Origin of the sequence: Pseudonocardia sp. D17 (assembly GCF_036984265.1) — a bacterium.
Taxonomy (GTDB): Bacteria; Actinomycetota; Actinomycetes; order Mycobacteriales; family Pseudonocardiaceae; genus Pseudonocardia; species Pseudonocardia benzenivorans.
Window position 1 is genome coordinate 61787 of sequence record NZ_BPRG01000044.1, and the last position, 18244, is coordinate 80030.

Consider the following 18244-nt stretch of genomic DNA (forward strand, 5'->3'; position numbering starts at 1 on the left):
CGACAAGACATGGTGCTGTGGTGGATCGGCAACGCCGTCCTGCTGCTCGTGGTGCTCCCGGTGGTGATCGCCCTGCTCAACCGGGTGCTCGCCGCCGTCGAGCGCATCCGCTGGGCGGCCGACGACATCCTCGCCGGCGGCGTGGAGCTCGCCGGCGCGCTCGACCCCGTCCCCTCGATGCTCGCGACGACCGACGCGACCGTCGCCCAGGTGTCCGCAGGCGCGGTCCGCTATGCGGGCAGCGTGGCGGTCCTCCTGCCTCCGAAGGAAGGTGCCCACTGATGCCCGCCGCCGCCTGGGCGACGATCGTCATCGCCGCCCTCATCATCGCCATCGCCGGGATCGGGCTGCTGCGGGTGATCCTGCACCTGCGGCACGTCTCACGGACCCTGGCTGCCCTCGACGGCGGGGTCGGTGCGATCGTCGCCTCGACCGCGCCCGTCCCCGAACGGCTGACCTCGGTGAACGCGAACCTGAAGCCGGTCCGCGACTTCTGTGCGGGGGTGTGACCGATGAGCACAGGATGGATCGTGGGGTTCGCGATCGGCATCGTCGTCGTGCTGGTCGTCGTCGCGCTGGTGGTGCCGATCCTGGTACTCGCGGCGCGGATCGGCCGCCAGGCACAGTCGATCAACGAGGGACTGCAGAAGGCGGAGGTCAACACCCGCCCGCTCGCCGCACTGGCGGAGACGATCGACTTCGCCGACACCATCACCGCGGGCCTCGCCCGCGGGCGCGCCAGGCTGGGAGGCTGACATGTCGGACACCACCGCCTGGTGGATCGCGATCATCGCCGGGTTCGTCGTCGTCATCGTCGTCGCAGTCCTGCTGCAGGTGCTCGTGCAGCTGGTGAAGACCATCGACCGCCGTGTCGGTCAGATCAGGTCGACGCTGGAGCAGGTCACGGCCAACACGGCGTCGACCGCGCTGATCGACCCCACCGGCGACGCCGTCGACCGCGTCCTCGCCGAGGGCCTGCAGCACCACCTATTCCTGGGCCGGGTGCTGCCGTCGATCCCGACCCCCGCCGCCGCTACGAACGGAGCGTCACGATGATCGTCCTGACCGTCGTGGTGATCGCGCTGCTCATCGCGGGGCTGGCGTTCTACCTGTTCTGGGTGGGCACGCTGCTCACCGGGATCGCGACGAACCTGGAGACCTGCGAGGAGAGCGTCCAGCAGGTCAACCGGGACGCCGCCCTCATCGGCCCGGGCGTCGAGCACATCAACCGCTCGGGCGGCACCGTCGCCGGCGCCCTCCCCCTGCTCTACGGCTTCGCGGAGCAGATCGTGCGCAAGGCGTCCCCCAACCCGACCCGCCCGGAGGTGGCGGTCCCCGCCTCGGGCCACCGCCGCTCACGCCTCTTCGACGGGGTGGGCCTGAAAACCCTGTGAGTGGCGATGGTCGCCATGGCGACCATCGCCACTCACGACCCTCACGCGCAGCGTGCGCACCGCGTCGGCCGCCCGGGCCAGCCACGACGGATCAGGACCGTCGCCACCTCCCGGGCGGCCGCGCACGGATCGCTCGACAGGTCCTTCCAGCCGTAGACGAGCCGGGCCCGGCCTGCCAGCTCCGCAGCGTTGTCGCGGCGGCGATCGCGGAACGCCGTCCCGTCGGCGAGGTGCGTCCGACCGTCGAGGCGGATCGTGACGTCGGCACCGGCATGGTCGTAGGTCACATCCTCGTAGAGCGTGAACCCGTCGACCGACGTCGGCGTCTGCCGACGGCCGGCGGGAAGCCCGTGTGCCGCCTCGACATCGGAGGCGTACAGCTCCTCGAGGGCGGAGTGGACCCCGTCGCGCACCAACGCGACCGCATCGGCGAGCACACGGCGATGGCGCCGAGGCGGACGTTCGAGGAGGCGCTGTCGGAGATGGTCCGGTCCGACCCGACCGGTGGTCAGCAGCGCGACGAGGGTCCGGCGCGCCTCCATCACGTCCCCCTCGGCCGCCGCGAGGTCGATCACCGTGTCGCCCAGGCTCGTTCGCGGTGGGTCGGAGGCGACCACGATGTGGCCGAAGGCGCGGGAGCGGTGGACTACGACGAGCCCGGGCTGTGAGACGGCCGAGGTGCCGTACGGGACCGTGAGGTGGATCGGCCCGTCCTCATGGCGGAGCAGCCCCCACTCCTCCGCAGCGGTGCGATGGCTGAGCACGGCCCTCGCCCCGCCGTACAGCAACGCGCCGCTGACTCTCGCCTCGCGAGGGGGCGGACCGGTGAAGGTCGCGTAGACGCGGGGAAGGTGGCGGCGCCAACGACCCGCCTTCGTCCGAGCGACGACTGCGCTCCAGCTGACGCCGCAATCCCGGAGCTGTGCGAGTGAGGCCATGCCGTGCTGGCGTTCGAGCAGCGCCGGCCACGAGGGGGTGTCGATGATCGTCATACGACGACGATCGGCTGCGGATCGCCTCCTCCGGGGATCGGTCGGGGGATCTGTGGAGCACGCGACCGCATGTGGACAGGCGGTCGTGCGCGGCGCTGGTCGCTGTAGCGACTATCGCCGCGCACAGGCTTCAGGTCACAGGATCCACTCCTCGCGCCAGGAGCCGTCGTAGCGTTCGGCGTTGCAGTGGGGGGTGTACATCGAGATCAGTTCCTCGGCGACCATCTCGCGGTGGCCGCGGGTGCCACCCGGGATCGACAACGTGGCGACGTGCAGGCGCCATTTTCCGCCGGCGCGCTGGGTCCAGCAGTGGGCGCGGGGGTGGCGCAGGGGCAGGCCCTCGGCGGTGAGGTCGTCGGCATGGCCGACGTAGACGACGGCGTATCGCTCCCGCTCGGGTTCGGGCTTGTAGAGGATCGCGTAGACGCCCGGCTCCGCGGGCGGGGCCCAGCCGGCGAGCAGCCGCGGGCCGGAGAAGGCATAGCCCGCCAACGAGCCGAGACGGATCATGCCTCCCAGGCCAGGTCGTCGTCCGCCTCGCTCACCGCCTCCGCACGGACGATCGGGAACTCCGGTAGCCCGGCGGTGGCGGCGGCCGCACGGAAGGTCGCGGTCCCGCGTTCGACGGCCTCGTCGTGCGACGACGCGTCGACGATGATCTGCGCGCCGTAACGGTCGGTGCCGATGCCCGAGGCGATGCCGCCGTGCGGGGCGACGGCGTCGGCGAGCTCGACGATCTCGTCGTGGGTGACCAACCGGTCGCCCTGGGCCTCGAGTCCCACACTCCAGCGCATCGCCCGCTCCTATCCCAGCTCCGGCAGCAGCGCCGCCAGCTCGTCGAGACTCCCGAGGTCACGCCCCGACAGCAGCACGTCGACGTACGGCTCGGCAACGAGCATGCCGACGGTCCGCGGCACCCCTCTGCCTCCGGCGACGACGTGCGGGTTGGTCCACACCACGCGGTGGCAGAGCCGCGCGAGCTTCTGCATGGCCGACTCGAGCAGCTCGGGATCACCGCGGTCGAGCCCGTCGGAACACACGACGACGATCCCGCCCCGCGCCATCCCGCGGCGCCCCCAGCGTCGGACGAACTCGTCGATCGCCTGCCCGATGCGGGTCCCGCCCTCCCAGTCGACGACGAGGTCCGCGGCGCGCGCGAGCGCCTCGTCCGGGCTGCGGGTGCGCAGCGACGGCGTCAGGTGGGTGAGCCGGGTGCCGAAGCAGAACACCTCGACACGGAACCGGGCGCCGCGCTGGGCGGAGTGCGCGAACTGCAGCATGGCGCGGGAGTAGTCGGCCATGGAGCCGGAGATGTCGAGGATCAGCACGAGCGGGCGGGGCCGGACGCGGCGGCGCCGGTAGCGCAGCTCGACGAGCTCGCCGTGGGTGCGCAGGGAGCGACGGACCGTGGCGCGGAGGTCGGGACGCCGGCCGCGGCGGGCGGGGCGGGTGCGTCGGGTGCGGCGCATCGGGGGTCGGAGCCGGATGCCGGACATGATGCGCCGCAACGTCTCCAACTCGTCGTCGGTGCATTCGGCAAATGCCCGCGACGAGAGGGTCTCGACGTCGGACGCCATGAGCCCGAGCGTCGTCTCCTCGTCGGGGCGCTCGTCGTCGCCGGGGTCGGGCGCGACGGTCTCCAGCGTCGTCTCCGCCTCGGGTTCGGCGCGCAGCAGCAGCTCCAGGAGGGAGCCGGCGTCGACCCCGGTGCCGAGGAAGAACTCCTCGAAGATCCGGTCGTAGGTCTCGACGTCCTCGTGCCGGGTGACGAGCGCGATCCGTCCGCCCCAGTAGAGGTCGACGAGGTCGGTGGGATCGAGGGTGGCGACGGATGCGCAGTAGGTGAGGACGTCGCCGGGCCCGATGGCGACACCCTCGGCGCGCAGGGTGCGGGCGAACCGGACCAGGAGCCCGACGAGATCGGCCATCTCAGCCGCGGGTGAGCTCGTCGAGCCGGGTGCGGACGAGCTCCTCGTCGTCGTGGTCCTTCACGACCGAGCCGAGGGTGAGGTCGGCGGTGGCGGCGTCGAGGTCGTCGCCCAGGAAGTCGAGGGTGCGGGCCCAGTCGATGGTCTCGGCGACGCCGGGGGGCTTGGCGAGGTCCATGGCGCGCAGCCGGTGCACGGCCGCGACGACCGACTCGGCGAGCGCCTCGGACACCTCGGGCCGGCGCGACCGGACGATCGCGACCTCGCGGGCGGCGGACGGGTAGCCGATCCAGTGGTAGAGGCAGCGGCGCTTGAGGGCGTCGTGCAGCTCGCGGGTGCGGTTCGACGTGAGTAGCACCAACGGCGGCGTATCAGCGACGACGGTCCCGATCTCGGGGATCGTCACCTGGAAGTCCGACAGCAGCTCCAGCAGGAACGCCTCGAACTCGTCGTCGGCGCGGTCGATCTCGTCGACGAGCAGCACCGCTCCGGCACCGGCGCGGACGGCGGCGAGCAGCGGGCGTTCCTGGAGGAACTTCGGGCCGAACAAGGCGTCGACGGCGTCGTCGGGCGAGGAGTTCGTTTCCTGCAGCGCGCGGATGTGCATGAGCTGGCGGGCGTGGTCCCACTCGTAGAGGGCCTGCGCGGCGTCGATCCCCTCGTGGCACTGCAGCCGGATCAGCGTGCGCCCCAACACGTCTGCGAGCGCCTTGGCCAGCTCCGTCTTGCCGACGCCGACCTCGCCCTCCAGCAGGACGGGCCGGTCGAGGCCGAGGGCGACGTGGACGGCGGTGGCCAGGCCGCGGTCGGCGAGATAGCCGGTGGCGCGCAATGCATCGGTGAGCTCGGCAACCGAGCCGGGACGGGTCAACGGAACGATCTCCTCGCAACAGTGGGCTCGTGAGTGGAAATGGCCGCCATAGCGACTACTGCCGCTCACAGGAGTTGAGGGTCTCGCCGACGCTGCGGCCGCGTGGATGCAGCTTGCCGTCGCGTGCGAGGCGGCGACGCCAGGCGGCGCGGACGTCCTCGTCGACGGGGGTGTTGGTGTCGCCGTCGATCGGGTCGCCGGGCATTCCGCCGAACCCGATGTTCTTCATGTTCTTGCAGACCTTGCCGGGGCTGCGGCCGAACCGTTCCTCCAGCTCGGCGCTGGTCTGGCCGGTGGCCGACCAGATTCCGCGCAGCACGGTCAGAGCGTCATCGGTACGTGTCTCGCGCTCGGACATCGTCGTCCTCCTCCTGCGGCGGTTCAGGGTTCATGGTGGCCCGGTCGGCGCGCCACCGCAGCACCCTCCGCCGTTCGGCAGAGTCTCGCGGCGGGGGCGTCTGCGCGACACCCTCGGCTAAGCGTTCGCTTAAATCGCGGCGGCTTCTCGCCTGCAGGGCTCTCTGTCGCGGGGTCGCGGACGGCCGAGATGCGTGCCAGCGCGTTCGGCTGCGGTCCGCACGACCGCCACGTGCATCTCGCGCACCGACCGTCCGCGCGAGATGTACTCCTAAGTGATCGCTTAACGGGGCCCCGATCGCGGCCTCCGATGGTCGAGAATGCCCGGCATGACGCTGACGCAGCTGAGCGCGTTCGTGCTCGTGGCGCGCTTGGGGTCGGTCAAGGCGGCCGCCAACGCACTGTCGGTCAGCGAGCCCGCCGTCTCCCAGGCCCTGGCCGCGTTGCGCAAGTACCTCGGCGACCCGCTACTGGTGCGCAGCGGCAACGGCATGACGATGACGGCGGGCGGCACCCGACTGCTCGCGATCGCGGCGCAGATGGTGGCACTCGGCGCGGAGGCGGAGTCGGCGGTGCGCTCGGCCAAGGGTGCGCCCGAGCAGCTGCGGCTGGTGGCGCCCAGCCCGATCGTGGAGTTCGTCGCCGGTCCGCTCGGCGAGACGTTCGGCGCCCGGTCGTCGGGGACGATCGAGATCAGCTCGGGCGTCGCGACGACGGCCGAGATGGGGGCCCTCGTCTCGCAGCGGCTCGCCGACGTCGCGCTCGGCCCGCACCTGGGCGGCGAGCGGTCGATGGGACTGGTCAGCGAGCCGATCTTCCGCGCCCGGCTGGTCGTGCTCGCCGCGCCCGACGCCCGGTTCACCGGCCCGCCCACGCGCTGGCCGTGGCTCGTCGAGACGTCGGCGACCGACCCGGACAGCGACGTCGGCCGGCTGCTGCGTGCCGCCCGCATCCCCGAGTCGAGCCTGTCGGTGTTCCCGACGCAGACCGCCGCCTGGGACGCCGCCGCCCGCGGCGCGGGTGTGGCCCCCGGCATCGCGCACCTCGCGGTGCACCACGTCCGGCGGCGCGAGCTCGCCGTCGTCGAGCTGCCCGGGACCCCGCTCGACGTCGTGTGGCACGTGTCGACGCTGCCGGTCGACCGGCGCTCCGCGGCCGCGTCGTCGTTGCGCCACTTCCTCAGCACCCCGGAGGCGATGAAGCTGCTGCGGGCGCCGGGCGAGGGTCTCGCGCCCGCCCGGTTCCGCCCGCCGGTCTACGTGACGATCTGGAGCTGAGTCGCCCGGAGCGCGTCAGCTCAGCGTCGCGGCATGGTCGGGCACGCTGCGCTGGATCTCGCGCGGCGGCCGCTGGTAGCCCGACGACGCCGGCCGATCGGGCAGCGCCAGCCGCGGACGTGCCCGCGGCTCCCACGGGATCGACGACAGCAGGTGGTGGATCATGTTGAGCCGCGCCGCCCGCTTGTCCTCGGCCTCGACGACCCACCACGGCGCGATCTCGGTGTCGGTGTGGATCAGCATGTCGTCCTTCGCCTGGGAGTAGGCGTCCCAGCGGGTGATCGACTCGAGGTCCATCGGGGAGAGCTTCCACTGCTTCAGCGGGTCGGACGCGCGCTCGGCGAAGCGGCGGGCCTGCTCGTGGTCGCTCACCGAGAACCAGTACTTGCGCAGCACGATCCCGTCCTCGACGAGCAGGTTCTCGAAGATCGGGCACTGCCGCAGGAAGCGCTGGTACTCCTCCGGCGTGCAGAAGCCCATCACGCGCTCGACGCCGGCGCGGTTGTACCAGCTGCGGTCGAGCAGGACGATCTCGCCCGCGGCGGGCAGGTGCTCGACGTAGCGCTGGAAGTACCACTGCGTGCGCTGGCGCTCCGTCGGCGCGGGCAGCGCGACGATCCGCGCGACGCGGGGGTTGAGGTGCTCGGTGACCCGCTTGATCGCACCGCCCTTGCCCGCCGCGTCGCGGCCCTCGAAGACGACCACGATGCGCGACCCGGTGTCGCGGACCCATTCCTGCAGCTGCACGAGCTCGCCCTGCAGTCGCAGCAGCTCGCCCTCGTAGGCCTTGCGCGGCACGCGCTTGCGGGGAGCTTCCGCCTCGCTCGAGGTCGCCGTCGGCTTCGCCATCCACGCAGTGTGTCAGGACGACGACCGTGCGCGGGTCGTCTCGCCGGGTGACAGGGGGCCCGGTTCGGGGATCGGGCGCCGATAGGAATACTGCGCGTAACGGATGGCCCGCGACCGCGACGCCATCGCTGGAGACGGGACGACGCCGTCGGCCGAGGAGGAACCGGGGTGAACGGGACGGGCGCGTGGGGTGGCGCTGTCCCACCGGGGTACGTGCTGCGCCGCGTCGTCGGGCGCGGCGCGTCGAGCGTGGTGTGGGAGGCCACGCAACTGTCCACCGGGCGGCCGGTGGCCCTCAAGCTCCTCGAGGTCGACCTGCGCGACGACGACGCCCGTGGCCGGTTCGAGCGCGAACGGCAGGCGATGGCCGCGCTGTCGCAGCACCCGCACATCGTTGCGCTCTACGACGCGGGCGTGGTCGACCACAGCCCGTGGCTGGCGTTGCAGCTGTGTGCGCGCGGTTCCTACGCGGCGGCGCTGCGCGAGCACGGGCCGATGCCGGCCGCCGACGCGCTCGACGTGCTGATCCGCATCGGCGAGGCGCTCGTCGCGGCACACGCCCAGGGCGTGCTGCACTGCGACGTCAAGCCCGCCAACATCATGATCACCGACTACGGGTCGCCCGCGCTGACCGACTTCGGCGTCGCCCGCGGCACCGTCAGTGCCAGGTCGCAGACGGTCGCGGGCGGATACAGCCTCGACCACGTGGCACCCGAGGTGCTCAACAACGCCCGTCCGACGGTCGTCTCCGACGTCTACTCCCTCGCGACGACGGTGTGGGAGCTGCTGTGCGGACGGGCGCCGTTCCGTGACGACTCCGACGTCGGGCCGGCCCCGATGGTCGCCCGCATCCTGCGCGGTCCGCTGCCGACGCCGATCCTGCCCGGCGTCCCGCCCGAGCTAACGGCGTTGCTGACCAGGATGGCCGCCGTCGACCCGGCCGCGCGGCCGCAGTCCATGGCCGAGGCCGTCGCCACGGCGCGCGGGCTCGCCACCCCGCGGCCTGCCGGCGTGCACGCCGGACCGGCGCCGGCCCCGACCCTGATCGGTCCGCCCGCGACGACCCTGCCGCCCGGGTCGACCCCGCCCGGGCCGAGCCCGCCCGGGATCGGGACGGCCGCGACGAACCCGCCGCAGCCGCCGTCGGCGGCGGGCGGGAACCGGAGCGCGCCACCGCCTCCCGCCGACACCGGGTGGACCCCGCAGCCCGCGTTCGCCGCGCCCGCACCGCCGCCGCCGGGCGGCTCCGGGACCGCGCCGCCCCGGGGTACCGGCCCACCCGCCGACCGGCCACGCCGCCGCTGGCCGCTCGTCGCGGCGCTGGTCGGCGTCGTCGCGCTGCTCGCGGGCGGCGGGGTGTGGTGGTGGCTGGGCTCCCGGTCCGACGGGCTCGTCCTGCACGCCGCTTCCGGCCCCGGCACGTTGGGCGCCTTCACCTCCGACTTCGCGACGACGACCGGACCGCCCGGGTCGGTGACCGCCTCGTCGCTGCCGCGCGGGATCGCGAACCGCGACGCCGTTCCCGGCGCCACCGACGGGCTCTACCGCGGGGTCAAGGGCAGCGCGTCGTGCGACCGCGACCGCCTCGCCGACTTCCTCGGCGGGCGTCCCGACCTCGCCACCGCCTGGGTCTCGGCGCTGCGCAGCGACCCCGGCCTGCGCTGGAGCCGCTCCCCCACGGTGCTCTCCAGCGGCGACCTCGCCACGTTCGTCCGCGAGCTGACACCGGTGCTGCTGCGCGCCGACACCCGCGTCCACGAGCACGGCTGGTCCGACGGCTCCGAGCAGGACGCGCAGGCCGTGCTGCAGGCCGGCACCGCCGTGCTGGTCGACGGCTACGGCGTCCCACGCGTGCGGTGCGCGTCGGGCAATCCGCTGACCGCACCGGAGGCGCTCCGGCCCGGCACGACGCCGCCCGCGGGGGCCTGGCCCGGTTTCGACCTCGGCGCGACCGTCGCGGTCACCGGCGCAGGGCAGAACATCCGCGAGTTCGGGCTGACCGACCCGGCCGACGCCGCGTTCCGCCGCCCGGCCGGCTCGCTGGGCCCCGACGACGTCGACGCCGTTCCCGCGACCGCCTCGCCGGAGGGTGCCTTCGTCCTGAAGGGACCGCAGACCGCGTGCGACCTCTCGGACTGCTCGAAGACCCCGACGCTCGAGGTCCCCGTGATCATCTCCGAGTGCACCCGCTCGGCCTGCACCGTGCGCGCCCCCGACGGCCAGTGGGACGGCGCGGTCCCGCTCACCGCCGGGACCGGCGGGGTCTGGACCGCGACCGGCGCGCTCGTGTCGCCCTACGGGTACACCTGCAACGACGAGCAGATCGCGGCGACGTTCACGCTGACGCTGTCGGCGCGCGCCGCGACCGTCGTCGACACCGTGTGGACCGCGAGCAGCGTGGCCGGCCAGATCGTGCACACCATCCCGGCGACGTCCTGCACCGCGGGCCGGTTGACCTGGAACGTCTCGGCGACCCGCTGACCCGGGCGTGACCAGGGGCGCCCGCGGGTAGCCGGGGACGGTCAGCGTCCCCGACCGCACGGGAGGAACCGTGACCAGCGCAGAACGCCCCGAGGCCGACGCCGCCGAGCAGCAGCGCGAGGTCGTCGAGCAGGCTGCCGACCCCGAGACCGGTGCCGATCCCCGCGGTGCCGATCCCCGCGGTGCCGGCATCGTCGTCCCGCCCGACGTCGACCGGCTGTCGGAGGCCGACCAGGCCGACGTGCTCGACCAGCTGCGCGAGGAGGCCGACCCGGACGACGAGCCGCGCGGCTGACGGTCCGTCAGGACCGCAGACCGGCGGCGACCCCGAGGTCCGCGACGAACGCGTCGAGCGCGGCGTCGCGGGCCTCGGGTGAACCGCGCAGGATCGCGGACGGATGGATCGTCGGCACCAGCGACCGGCCCTGCCACTCCCGCACCTCGCCGCGCTCCTCGCTGATCCGGACGTCCGGGCCGACCAGCGCCTTCGCCGCCGTCGCCCCCAGCGTGACCACGACACGCGGCCCCACGACCGCCAGCTCGTCGTCGAACCAGTGCCGGCAGGCCCGCACGTGCCGCACCGCGGGGGTCTTGTGGAGGCGCCGCTTGCCCTCGCGCTCGAACCGGAAGTGCTTGACGACGTTGGTCACGTACACCTCGTCGCGGTCGACGCCGGCGCGCTCGAGCGCGGTGTCGAGCAACCGGCCCGCCGGGCCGACGAACGGTGCGCCCTCCCGGTCCTCGCGGTCACCGGGCTGCTCCCCCACGAGCATCAGCCACGCCGACGCCGGTCCGGCGCCGAACACGGCGTGCGTCGCGTCGGCGTGGAGCTCGCAGTCGGTGCAGCGGGTGACGGCGTCGCGCAGTGCGTCGAGATCGGTGCCCACGTGCCCGGGCTACCCCCGCCGGCCGGCCGCGACACCGCGCCCTGCCCGGTACCGCGGCAGCACGCTCGGTACCGCGAACGGCGCGCTCAGTACCGCGACAGCAGGACCGTCGTCGACCAGGGCTGCAGACGCAGCCGGGCCCCGGGCGCGGGCCGCCTCCGGCGCGCGGTGGCCAGCAGCGGGTCCGCGGTGTCGACGACGATCCGCCACGTCCTGCCGTAGGTCTCGTCGGGCAGCGTGAACGTCGTGTGCTGGGGCGCGGCGTTGACCAGCAGCAGGAACGAGTCGTCGACGATCGTCCTGCCGACGTCGTCGCGATCGGGGATGCCGTGGCCGTTGAGGAAGATCGCGAGGCTGCTGCGCGAGTGCCAGTCGGCGTCGGACATCGGGGTCGCGTCGGGCCGCAGCCACGCGACGTCGGCGACGTCGGAGCCGTGGATGGGGCGGCCCTGGAAGAAGCGGCGCCTGCGGAACACCGGATGCTCGGCGCGCAGCCGTGCGAGCCCGGCGACGAACTCGGTGAGCACCTCGTGCTCGCGGGCGGCCTCCCAGTCGATCCAGGACAGCGGCGAGTCCTGGCAGTAGGCGTTGTTGTTGCCGCCCTGGGTGCGCCCCAGCTCGTCGCCGTGGGAGATCATCGGGACGCCCTGCGACAGCAGCAGCGTCGTGAGCAGGTTGCGCTTCTGGCGTTCCCGCAGGACGTTGACGTCGCTGTCGTCGGTCGGGCCCTCCGCGCCGCAGTTCCACGACCGGTTGTGGCTCTCCCCGTCGCGGTTGTCCTCGCCGTTGGCCTCGTTGCGCTTCTCGTGGTAGGAGACCAGGTCGGCGAGGGTGAAGCCGTCGTGCGCGGTGACGAAGTTGATCGAGGCGTGGGGCCGTCGGCCGTCGGCCTCGTAGAGGTCCGAGGACCCGGAGAACCGGCTCGCGAGCTCCGGGAGCATGCCTGGCTCGCCGCGCCAGAAGTCGCGCACGGTGTCGCGGTAGCGGCCGTTCCACTCCGTCCACAGCGGTGGGAAGCCGCCGACCTGGTACCCGCCCTCCCCGACGTCCCACGGCTCGGCGATGAGCTTGACGCGGCTCACCACCGGGTCCTGGTTGACCAGGTCGAAGAACGCGGCGAGCCGGTCCACCTCGTGGAACTCCCTGGCCAAGCTGGAGGCCAGGTCGAAGCGGAAGCCGTCGACGTGCATCTCGGTCACCCAGTACCGCAGCGAGTCCATGATCAGCCGCAGGGACTCGTGGTGGCGGGCGTTGAGGCTGTTGCCGGTGCCGGTGGTGTCGTAGTAGTGCCGCGGGTCGCCCGGTACCACGCGGTAGTAGGCGAGGTTGTCGATGCCGCGGAACGACAGCGTCGGCCCGAGGTGGTTGCCCTCGGCGGTGTGGTTGTAGACGACGTCGAGGATGACCTCGATGCCCGCCCGGTGCAGCGTGCGGACCATCGACTTGAACTCCTGCACCTGTTCGCCGCGGGTGCCGAAGCCGGCGTAGCCGTTGTGCGGGGCGAAGAAGCCGATGGTGTTGTAACCCCAGTAGTTGCGCAGGCCGCGGTCGGCGAGGGTCGAGTCGTGCACGAACTGGTGCACCGGCATGAGCTCGAGCGCGGTGACACCGAGACCGCGCAGGTGCTCGACCGTCGCGGGGTGCGCGATGCCCGCGTAGGTGCCCCGCACGTCGCGCGGCACCTTCGGGTTGGTCATGGTCAACCCGCGGACGTGCGCCTCGTAGAGCACCGTCTCGTGGTACGGGATGCGCAGCGGACGGTCGTCCTGCCAGTCGAAGTACGGGTCGGCGACCACCGAGCGCATCGCGAACGGGGCGGAGTCCGCGTCGTTGCGCGAGTCGGGGTCGCCGAAGCGGTACGCGAACATCGCCTCGTCCCAGGTGATCTCGCCGTCGACCGCCATGGCGTACGGGTCGAGCAGGAGCTTCGCCGGGTTGCACCGCAGCCCGGCCGCCGGATCGTAGGGGCCGTGGACGCGGTATCCGTAGCGGGTGCCGGGCCGCACCCGCGGGAGGTAGCCGTGCCAGACGAACCCGTCGCGCTCGGGCAACGGCACCCGGGTCTCGACTCCGTCCTCGTCGAACAGGCACAGCTCGATCATGTCGGCCGGCTCGGAGAAGAGGGCGAAGTTGGTGCCGCCGCCGTCCCACGTCGCGCCGAGTGGATGGGGCGACCCCGGCCACAGCTGCATGAACCCCTCCCACCGTCGTACCGCACCCAGATGATGCGGTGTGACGTTGCGCCCGGCACGGCGAAACGGCCGGACGGGGTCGTACGGTCGGTCGTCGTACGGTCAATGAAGGCCCTACGACACGAGAGTCGGGAGCGACCATGCCGGAAGCCGTCATCGTCGACGCGGTCCGCACACCCATCGGCAAGCGCAACGGCAGCCTCGCCGACGTGCACCCCGTCGACCTGTCCGCGGCGGTGCTGCGGGCGCTCGCCGAGCGGACCGGCGTCGACCCGGCGGTCGTCGACGACGTCGTCTGGGGCTGCGTCAACCAGGCGGGCGACCAGGCCGCGCAGGTCGGGCGCTACGCCGTGCTCGCCGCCGGCTGGCCCGAGACCGTGCCCGGGGTGACGGTCAACCGGGCCTGCGGGTCGAGCCAGTCGTCGCTCGACTTCGCCGCGGGCATGGTGATGGCCGGGCAGTACGACCTGGTCGTCGCGGGCGGCGTCGAGTCGATGTCGCGGGTGCCGCTGGGTGCCGGCCGCGACCTGGGCCGGCCGTTCGGCCCGCTCGTGCGCGAGCGCTACGCCGCCGACCTCACCTCCGGCGAGTTCCCGAACCAGGACTTCAACCAGGGCGTGGGCGCCGAGCGCATCGCGAAGCACTGGAACCTCTCGCGCGCCCGGCTCGACGAGTACGCCTCCCGCTCGCACGCGCTCGCCGCTGCCGCCACCGACTCCGGGGCGTTCGCCGGACAGCTCGTCGAGGTCCCCGGCAAGCCGGAGTTCACCGCCGACGAGGGCCTGCGTCGCGGCACCACGCCGGAGACGCTCGCGAAGCTGAAGCCCTCGTTCAGCGCCGACGGGGTCATCCACGCGGGCAACGCCTCCCAGATCTCCGACGGCGCGTCGGCCGTCATGGTCACGACTCCGGAACGGGCGAAGGAGCTCGGCCTGACGCCGATCGCCCGCTACCACGGCGGCGCCGTCAGCGGTGCGGACCCGCTGATGATGCTGACCGGCCCGATCCCCGCGACCCGCAAGGTGCTGGCCCGCACGGGCCTGGCGATCTCCGACATCGGCGCCTTCGAGGTCAACGAGGCGTTCGCTCCGGTGCCGCTGGCGTGGCAGGTCGAGCTGGGTCTCGACGATCCCGACGGCAAGGTGCTCAACCCCCTCGGCGGCGCGATCGCGGTCGGGCACCCGCTCGGGGCCTCGGGCACGATCCTCATGACGCGTCTCGTGCACCACATGCGCGACAACGGGATCCGCTACGGCCTGCAGACCATGTGCGAGGGGGGCGGCACCGCGAACGCGACCGTCGTCGAGCTGATCCGCTGAGCCGCGTTTCGCCCCGTACCGTGGCGGGCACGTCCGCTGCCATGAGCGGAACTCTGGACGGACTGCGCATCGCCATCCTCGCGACCGACGGTGTCGAGGAGGTCGAGCTCACCGAGCCGCGGAAGGCGGTGGAGAGCGCCGGGGCGACGACCGAGCTGGTCTCGCTCGCCGACGGCGACATCCAGGCGATGAACGGCGACATCGAACCGGCCGGGAAGTTCCCGGTCGACCGCGTCGCGTCGGAGGTCTCGGCGTCGGACTACGACGCGCTGATCATGCCGGGCGGGACGGTCAACGCCGACCGGCTGCGGCTCGACGAGGACGTCCTCGCCTTCGTCCGGGAGACGTTCGCCGCCGACCGCCCCGTCGCCGCGATCTGCCACGCGCCGTGGACGCTCGTGGAGGCCGACCTGGTCAAGGGCCGGACGCTGACGTCGTTCCCCAGCCTGCGCACCGACATCCGCAACGCCGGCGGCACGACCGTCGACGAGGAGGTCGTCACCGACGGCAGGCTGACCACCAGCCGCAACCCCGACGACCTGCCGGCCTTCTGCGACCGGATCGTGCAGGAGTTCGCGGCGGCCCGCGGCTGACGCCCCGTGAGTGGCGATGGTCGCTGGCGACGCTGCGGCGACCATCGCCGCTCACGACCGCTGTCGGCCGTTCCGGGTCGGCTTCCGGGTCGGCCTGCCGGGTCAGCCCTGCCGGGTCAGCCCTTCCTGATGAGCCGGACGACGGCCCGGTCGAGGATGTCGCGTGAGCGGGCGTCGACCGACCCCGCCTCCGAGGTGACGTCCCCGACCCGGCGCAGTGCCCGCAGGATCGTGCGGCCGTCCTCGTAGCGCTCCACGACCCGCGGATCCACATAGGATGCCCGGGCCACGGCCGGGGTGTTGCCGAGGTGGTCCGACACCGCCTCCATCGTGCGCCGCACCTCGCGGGTGCGGGCCCGCTGCGCGTCGGGGACGCCGTCGCGGCTGCGGGCGGCGAGGTCCACGGCGGCGAGCACCGTCGCGTTCCAGGTCCGCAGGTCCTTGCAGGTCATCTCGGCGCCGGCGAGCTCCTTGACCGCGGCGTTGAGGTCGGCCGTCGTGACGTCGTGCCAGTCGCCCCGCGACCGGCCGGAGCCGTTGCGGAACGCCAGCAGCTCCGGCCCCCCACCGCGCCGGCGGCGCAGCGACCCGACCACCCTGTGCAGCTCCGGGTCCGCGAGCCGCACCGACCGCTGCACCCCGCCCTTGGCCGGGTAGTCGACGAGGACGGCACCGCGATTCAGGCTGACGTGGTCGCGCAGCAGGGTGGCGAGGCCGAACGTGCCGTCGTCGTCCGGGTTGTCCGGGGCGTACTGCTCGCCGCCCGCGCGGAAGACCCCGAGGTCGAGCATCCGCAGGCCCGCGGCGAGGACCCGGCGTGCCCCCAGCCCGGACTCCGTCAGCCGCGCCGCGATCTCGGCCCGCACCCGCGGCATCCGCGTCCCGAGCAGCAGGGCGCGGTCGTGCTTCTCCCGGTCGCGCGCCTCCCGCCATGCGGGGTGGTACAGGTACTGGCGGCGGCCGGCGTCGTCGGTGCCGACGGCCTGGATGTGCCCGCTCTCGTCGGGCGCGATCCAGACCTCGCGCCACGCCGGCGGGATCGCCAGCTGCCCGATCCGGCTGCGGACCAGCGGGTCGGTGATCACCCGGCCGCGGTCGTCGGAGTAGCTCCAGCCCTTCCCGCGCCGCTGCCGGGTCCAGCCCGGACCCGACGGGTCCGAACGGGTCAGTCCGGGCGGGAGGTCGTCGTCGTGCACGATGGCCGGTACCCGGATCGACGACCCCGCATGCCGTCCGCCCGGCGGCCGGTCACGTCGCCAGCGCCGCGTAGCGCCCGTTGCGGGCCACGAGCTCGTCGTGCGTCCCGGACTCGACGATGCGGCCCTGGTCGACGACGGCGATCCGGTCGGCGCCGCGCACCGTCGAGAGCCGGTGGGCGATGGTGATGGTGGTGCGGCCGCGCGACAGGGTGTCGAAGGCCTGCTGCACGGCCCGCTCGGTCTCGGTGTCGAGCGCGCTGGTCGCCTCGTCGAGGACGAGCACCCGCGGGTCGCGCAGCAACGTCCGGGCGATCGCGATGCGCTGCTTCTCCCCGCCGGAGAACCGGTGGCCGCGGGACCCGACGACGGTGTCGTACCCGTCGGGCAGGCCCGCGATCAGGTCGTGGACCTGGGCCGCGCGCGCGGCGGCCTCGATCTCGGCGTCGGTCGCGTCGGGCTTGGCGTGCCGCAGGTTCTCCCGGACGGTCGTGTGCAGCAGGTAGGTCTCCTGGCTGACCATGCCGACGATCCGGGCGAGGTCGGCCAGCCGCATGTCGCGCAGGTCGATGCCGTCGATCGTGATCCGCCCGCCGGTCGGGTCCTGCAGCCGGGCGACGAGGCCCGCGAGGGTGCTCTTCCCCGAGCCCGTCTCGCCGACGAGCGCGAGCGTCGAGCCCGCCGGGACGTCGAGCGTGACGCCGGCGACGGCCGCGGAGTCGCTGCCGGGGTAGGCGTAGGTGACGTCGGAGAACCGGACGTGGCCCGCGACCTGCGCCGGGTCGACGTCGACGGGCTCGGCCGGGTCGTCGACCTCGACGGTCAGGTCGAGGTACTCGAAGATGCGGGCGAACAGCGCGAGCGAGCTCACGATCGAGACGCCGACGTTGAGCAGACCGGTGAGCGGGCGGAACAGCGAGCCCTGCAGCGTCGTGAACGCGATCAGCGTGCCGATGGTCATCGTGCCCGCGGTGACCGGCAGACCGGCTCCGACGTAGATGACCGCCGGGATCGCCGCGAAGATGACGCTCATCGACGCCATCCGCCAGCGCCCGGCGAGCTGGCTGCGCAGCTCGAGATCGGTGAGCCGCGCGGAGGACTCGGTGAACCGCGCGACGAGTGCGGGGCCGCTGCCCATCGTCTTGGTGAGCTGGACGCCGCTGATCGACAGGCCCTCCTCGACGGTGACGTTGAGGTCGGCGAGCTCGCGCTGCTGCTCGGCGGTGATCGCGCGGCGCATCCGTGCGACGCGTCGGGTCAGGTAGATCGCGGGCGGCATGACCACCAGCGAGACGAGCAGGAGCTGCCAGGACAGCGCGGCCATCGCGACGATCGTCGCCACGGCGGTGGTGAGGTTGGCGGCGATGGACGTGGCGGTCGAGGTGACGACCGACTGCATCCCGCCGATGTCGTTGGTGATGCGCGACTGCACCTCGCCCGTGCGGGTGCGCGTGAAGAAGGCGATGGACTGCCGCTGCAGGTGGGCGAAGACGTCGGTGCGCAGCCGGTGCATGACCTGCTGGCCGATCTTGGTGCTGATCCAGGTCTGGACGACGCCGAACGCCGAGGTCAGCGCGGCCACGGCGACCATCCCCGCGGCCAGCGCGACGAGGAGCGCGACGTCGCGCTCGGGGAGCGCGCGGTCGATGACGGCCCGCAGCAGGAACGGCGAGGCCATTCCGACGACCGAGGACGCGACGATGATCGCCGTGACGATCACGAGCTGGGTCCGGTACGGGGCGAACAGCCGACCGATGCGGCGCAGCGAGACCCGCCGGGCCTGCTCCTTCTCGGCGGCGGTGACGGTACGACCGCCGCGGCGCGGGCGGTCCGCGGCGACGGTGACGCCGCTCATGGTGGGATCCAAGCCGGTCCCCTCTCGGTAGACTTGCTGAGGTTACCTCAACA

At 73.1% G+C, this 18244-nt stretch carries 21 protein-coding genes; 10 read left to right on the top strand and 11 right to left on the bottom strand.

Annotated features, from left to right (window positions below):
• Positions 1-9: 9 nt before the first annotated feature.
• The 5 genes from PSD17_RS08385 to PSD17_RS08405 are packed head-to-tail and all read left to right on the top strand — an operon-like array spanning position 10 to position 1394.
• Complete coding sequence (locus PSD17_RS08385) at positions 10-282, top strand: hypothetical protein (RefSeq protein ID WP_013674777.1); 273 nt, start codon at positions 10-12, stop codon at positions 280-282.
• Positions 282-509: a hypothetical protein gene (locus tag PSD17_RS08390; protein WP_013674776.1), complete on the top strand. Its 228-nt coding sequence runs from the start codon at positions 282-284 to the stop codon at positions 507-509. Before PSD17_RS08385 ends, PSD17_RS08390 begins: the two co-directional genes overlap by 1 nt.
• A 3-nt stretch (positions 510-512) precedes the next feature.
• Positions 513-755: a hypothetical protein gene (locus PSD17_RS08395; RefSeq protein ID WP_041759617.1), complete on the top strand. Its 243-nt coding sequence runs from the start codon at positions 513-515 to the stop codon at positions 753-755.
• Between the two features lies 1 nt (position 756).
• Complete coding sequence (locus tag PSD17_RS08400; protein WP_013674774.1) at positions 757-1056, top strand: hypothetical protein; 300 nt, start codon at positions 757-759, stop codon at positions 1054-1056.
• Positions 1053-1394, top strand: coding sequence for a hypothetical protein (locus PSD17_RS08405; RefSeq protein WP_013674773.1), 342 nt, complete (start codon positions 1053-1055; stop codon positions 1392-1394). The genes PSD17_RS08400 and PSD17_RS08405 overlap by 4 nt, the downstream gene beginning before the upstream one ends.
• A 41-nt stretch (positions 1395-1435) precedes the next feature.
• Here the strand turns inward: PSD17_RS08405 and PSD17_RS08410 are convergent, their stop codons facing one another.
• The 6 genes from PSD17_RS08410 to PSD17_RS08435 form a co-directional block, all read right to left on the bottom strand.
• Positions 1436-2386 carry a hypothetical protein gene (locus PSD17_RS08410; protein ID WP_013674772.1) on the bottom strand — a complete coding sequence of 317 codons (951 nt, stop codon included), beginning with the start codon at positions 2384-2386 and terminating at the stop codon, positions 1436-1438.
• A gap of 135 nt (positions 2387-2521) precedes the next feature.
• Positions 2522-2896, bottom strand: coding sequence for a hypothetical protein (locus tag PSD17_RS08415; RefSeq protein ID WP_013674771.1), 375 nt, complete (start codon positions 2894-2896; stop codon positions 2522-2524).
• Positions 2893-3180 carry a hypothetical protein gene (locus tag PSD17_RS08420; protein WP_013674770.1) on the bottom strand — a complete coding sequence of 96 codons (288 nt, stop codon included), beginning with the start codon at positions 3178-3180 and terminating at the stop codon, positions 2893-2895. Before PSD17_RS08420 ends, PSD17_RS08415 begins: the two co-directional genes overlap by 4 nt.
• 9 nt (positions 3181-3189) lie before the next feature.
• On the bottom strand, positions 3190-4314 hold the full coding sequence (locus PSD17_RS08425; protein ID WP_013674769.1) for a vWA domain-containing protein: 1125 nt from the start codon (positions 4312-4314) through the stop codon (positions 3190-3192).
• Between the two features lies 1 nt (position 4315).
• Positions 4316-5185 carry an AAA family ATPase gene (locus PSD17_RS08430; RefSeq protein WP_013674768.1) on the bottom strand — a complete coding sequence of 290 codons (870 nt, stop codon included), beginning with the start codon at positions 5183-5185 and terminating at the stop codon, positions 4316-4318.
• A 55-nt stretch (positions 5186-5240) separates the two neighbouring features.
• Positions 5241-5543 carry a hypothetical protein gene (locus tag PSD17_RS08435; protein WP_013674767.1) on the bottom strand — a complete coding sequence of 101 codons (303 nt, stop codon included), beginning with the start codon at positions 5541-5543 and terminating at the stop codon, positions 5241-5243.
• Positions 5544-5871: 328 nt separating this feature from the next.
• Here PSD17_RS08435 and PSD17_RS08440 point away from each other — a divergent pair, with 328 nt between their 5' ends.
• Positions 5872-6819: a LysR family transcriptional regulator gene (locus PSD17_RS08440; protein ID WP_339122320.1), complete on the top strand. Its 948-nt coding sequence runs from the start codon at positions 5872-5874 to the stop codon at positions 6817-6819.
• Between the two features lie 15 nt (positions 6820-6834).
• On the opposite strand, the gene ppk2 is transcribed toward PSD17_RS08440, so the two are convergent.
• Entirely contained in the window at positions 6835-7668 is an 834-nt protein-coding gene (gene ppk2, locus PSD17_RS08445; protein WP_013674765.1) for a polyphosphate kinase 2, read from the bottom strand.
• Between the two features lie 168 nt (positions 7669-7836).
• Here ppk2 and PSD17_RS08450 point away from each other — a divergent pair, with 168 nt between their 5' ends.
• Positions 7837-10149, top strand: a complete 2313-nt coding sequence (locus tag PSD17_RS08450) for a serine/threonine-protein kinase (RefSeq protein WP_013674764.1) — start codon at positions 7837-7839, stop codon at positions 10147-10149.
• Between the two features lie 70 nt (positions 10150-10219).
• Positions 10220-10444, top strand: coding sequence for a hypothetical protein (locus tag PSD17_RS08455; protein ID WP_013674763.1), 225 nt, complete (start codon positions 10220-10222; stop codon positions 10442-10444).
• 7 nt (positions 10445-10451) lie between these two features.
• Here PSD17_RS08455 and PSD17_RS08460 read toward each other — a convergent pair whose 3' ends face one another.
• A complete protein-coding gene (locus PSD17_RS08460; protein WP_013674762.1) occupies positions 10452-11036 on the bottom strand; it encodes a UdgX family uracil-DNA binding protein in 585 nt (194 codons plus the stop codon).
• An 86-nt stretch (positions 11037-11122) separates the two neighbouring features.
• The gene (gene glgX / locus PSD17_RS08465) at positions 11123-13228 is read right to left on the bottom strand and encodes a glycogen debranching protein GlgX (protein WP_013674761.1); all 2106 of its coding nucleotides are present in this window, start codon (positions 13226-13228) and stop codon (positions 11123-11125) included.
• Between the two features lie 140 nt (positions 13229-13368).
• Between glgX and PSD17_RS08470 the strand changes: the two genes are divergently transcribed.
• Both PSD17_RS08470 and PSD17_RS08475 read left to right on the top strand, forming a co-directional pair.
• Positions 13369-14547, top strand: a complete 1179-nt coding sequence (locus PSD17_RS08470) for a thiolase family protein (RefSeq protein WP_013674760.1) — start codon at positions 13369-13371, stop codon at positions 14545-14547.
• A gap of 41 nt (positions 14548-14588) precedes the next feature.
• Positions 14589-15140: a type 1 glutamine amidotransferase domain-containing protein gene (locus tag PSD17_RS08475; protein ID WP_013674759.1), complete on the top strand. Its 552-nt coding sequence runs from the start codon at positions 14589-14591 to the stop codon at positions 15138-15140.
• 116 nt (positions 15141-15256) lie between these two features.
• Here PSD17_RS08475 and PSD17_RS08480 read toward each other — a convergent pair whose 3' ends face one another.
• Entirely contained in the window at positions 15257-16336 is a 1080-nt protein-coding gene (locus PSD17_RS08480; RefSeq protein ID WP_339122321.1) for a DNA topoisomerase IB, read from the bottom strand.
• Between the two features lie 52 nt (positions 16337-16388).
• Complete coding sequence (locus tag PSD17_RS08485; RefSeq protein ID WP_013674757.1) at positions 16389-18191, bottom strand: ABC transporter ATP-binding protein; 1803 nt, start codon at positions 18189-18191, stop codon at positions 16389-16391.
• Positions 18192-18244 lie beyond the last annotated feature (53 nt).

Coding starts and splice junctions, on each gene's coding strand:
- PSD17_RS08385 (WP_013674777.1), top strand. CDS start 10: ATGGTGCTGTGGTGGATCGGCAACGCCGTCCTGCTGCTCGTGGTGCTC.
- glgX (WP_013674761.1), bottom strand. CDS start 13,228: ATGCAGCTGTGGCCGGGGTCGCCCCATCCACTCGGCGCGACGTGGGAC.
- PSD17_RS08485 (WP_013674757.1), bottom strand. CDS start 18,191: ATGAGCGGCGTCACCGTCGCCGCGGACCGCCCGCGCCGCGGCGGTCGT.
- PSD17_RS08400 (WP_013674774.1), top strand. CDS start 757: ATGTCGGACACCACCGCCTGGTGGATCGCGATCATCGCCGGGTTCGTC.
- PSD17_RS08415 (WP_013674771.1), bottom strand. CDS start 2,896: ATGATCCGTCTCGGCTCGTTGGCGGGCTATGCCTTCTCCGGCCCGCGG.
- PSD17_RS08440 (WP_339122320.1), top strand. CDS start 5,872: ATGACGCTGACGCAGCTGAGCGCGTTCGTGCTCGTGGCGCGCTTGGGG.
- PSD17_RS08395 (WP_041759617.1), top strand. CDS start 513: ATGAGCACAGGATGGATCGTGGGGTTCGCGATCGGCATCGTCGTCGTG.
- PSD17_RS08390 (WP_013674776.1), top strand. CDS start 282: ATGCCCGCCGCCGCCTGGGCGACGATCGTCATCGCCGCCCTCATCATC.
- PSD17_RS08425 (WP_013674769.1), bottom strand. CDS start 4,314: ATGGCCGATCTCGTCGGGCTCCTGGTCCGGTTCGCCCGCACCCTGCGC.
- PSD17_RS08420 (WP_013674770.1), bottom strand. CDS start 3,180: ATGCGCTGGAGTGTGGGACTCGAGGCCCAGGGCGACCGGTTGGTCACC.
- PSD17_RS08435 (WP_013674767.1), bottom strand. CDS start 5,543: ATGTCCGAGCGCGAGACACGTACCGATGACGCTCTGACCGTGCTGCGC.
- PSD17_RS08410 (WP_013674772.1), bottom strand. CDS start 2,386: ATGACGATCATCGACACCCCCTCGTGGCCGGCGCTGCTCGAACGCCAG.
- PSD17_RS08405 (WP_013674773.1), top strand. CDS start 1,053: ATGATCGTCCTGACCGTCGTGGTGATCGCGCTGCTCATCGCGGGGCTG.
- PSD17_RS08470 (WP_013674760.1), top strand. CDS start 13,369: ATGCCGGAAGCCGTCATCGTCGACGCGGTCCGCACACCCATCGGCAAG.
- PSD17_RS08475 (WP_013674759.1), top strand. CDS start 14,589: ATGAGCGGAACTCTGGACGGACTGCGCATCGCCATCCTCGCGACCGAC.
- ppk2 (WP_013674765.1), bottom strand. CDS start 7,668: ATGGCGAAGCCGACGGCGACCTCGAGCGAGGCGGAAGCTCCCCGCAAG.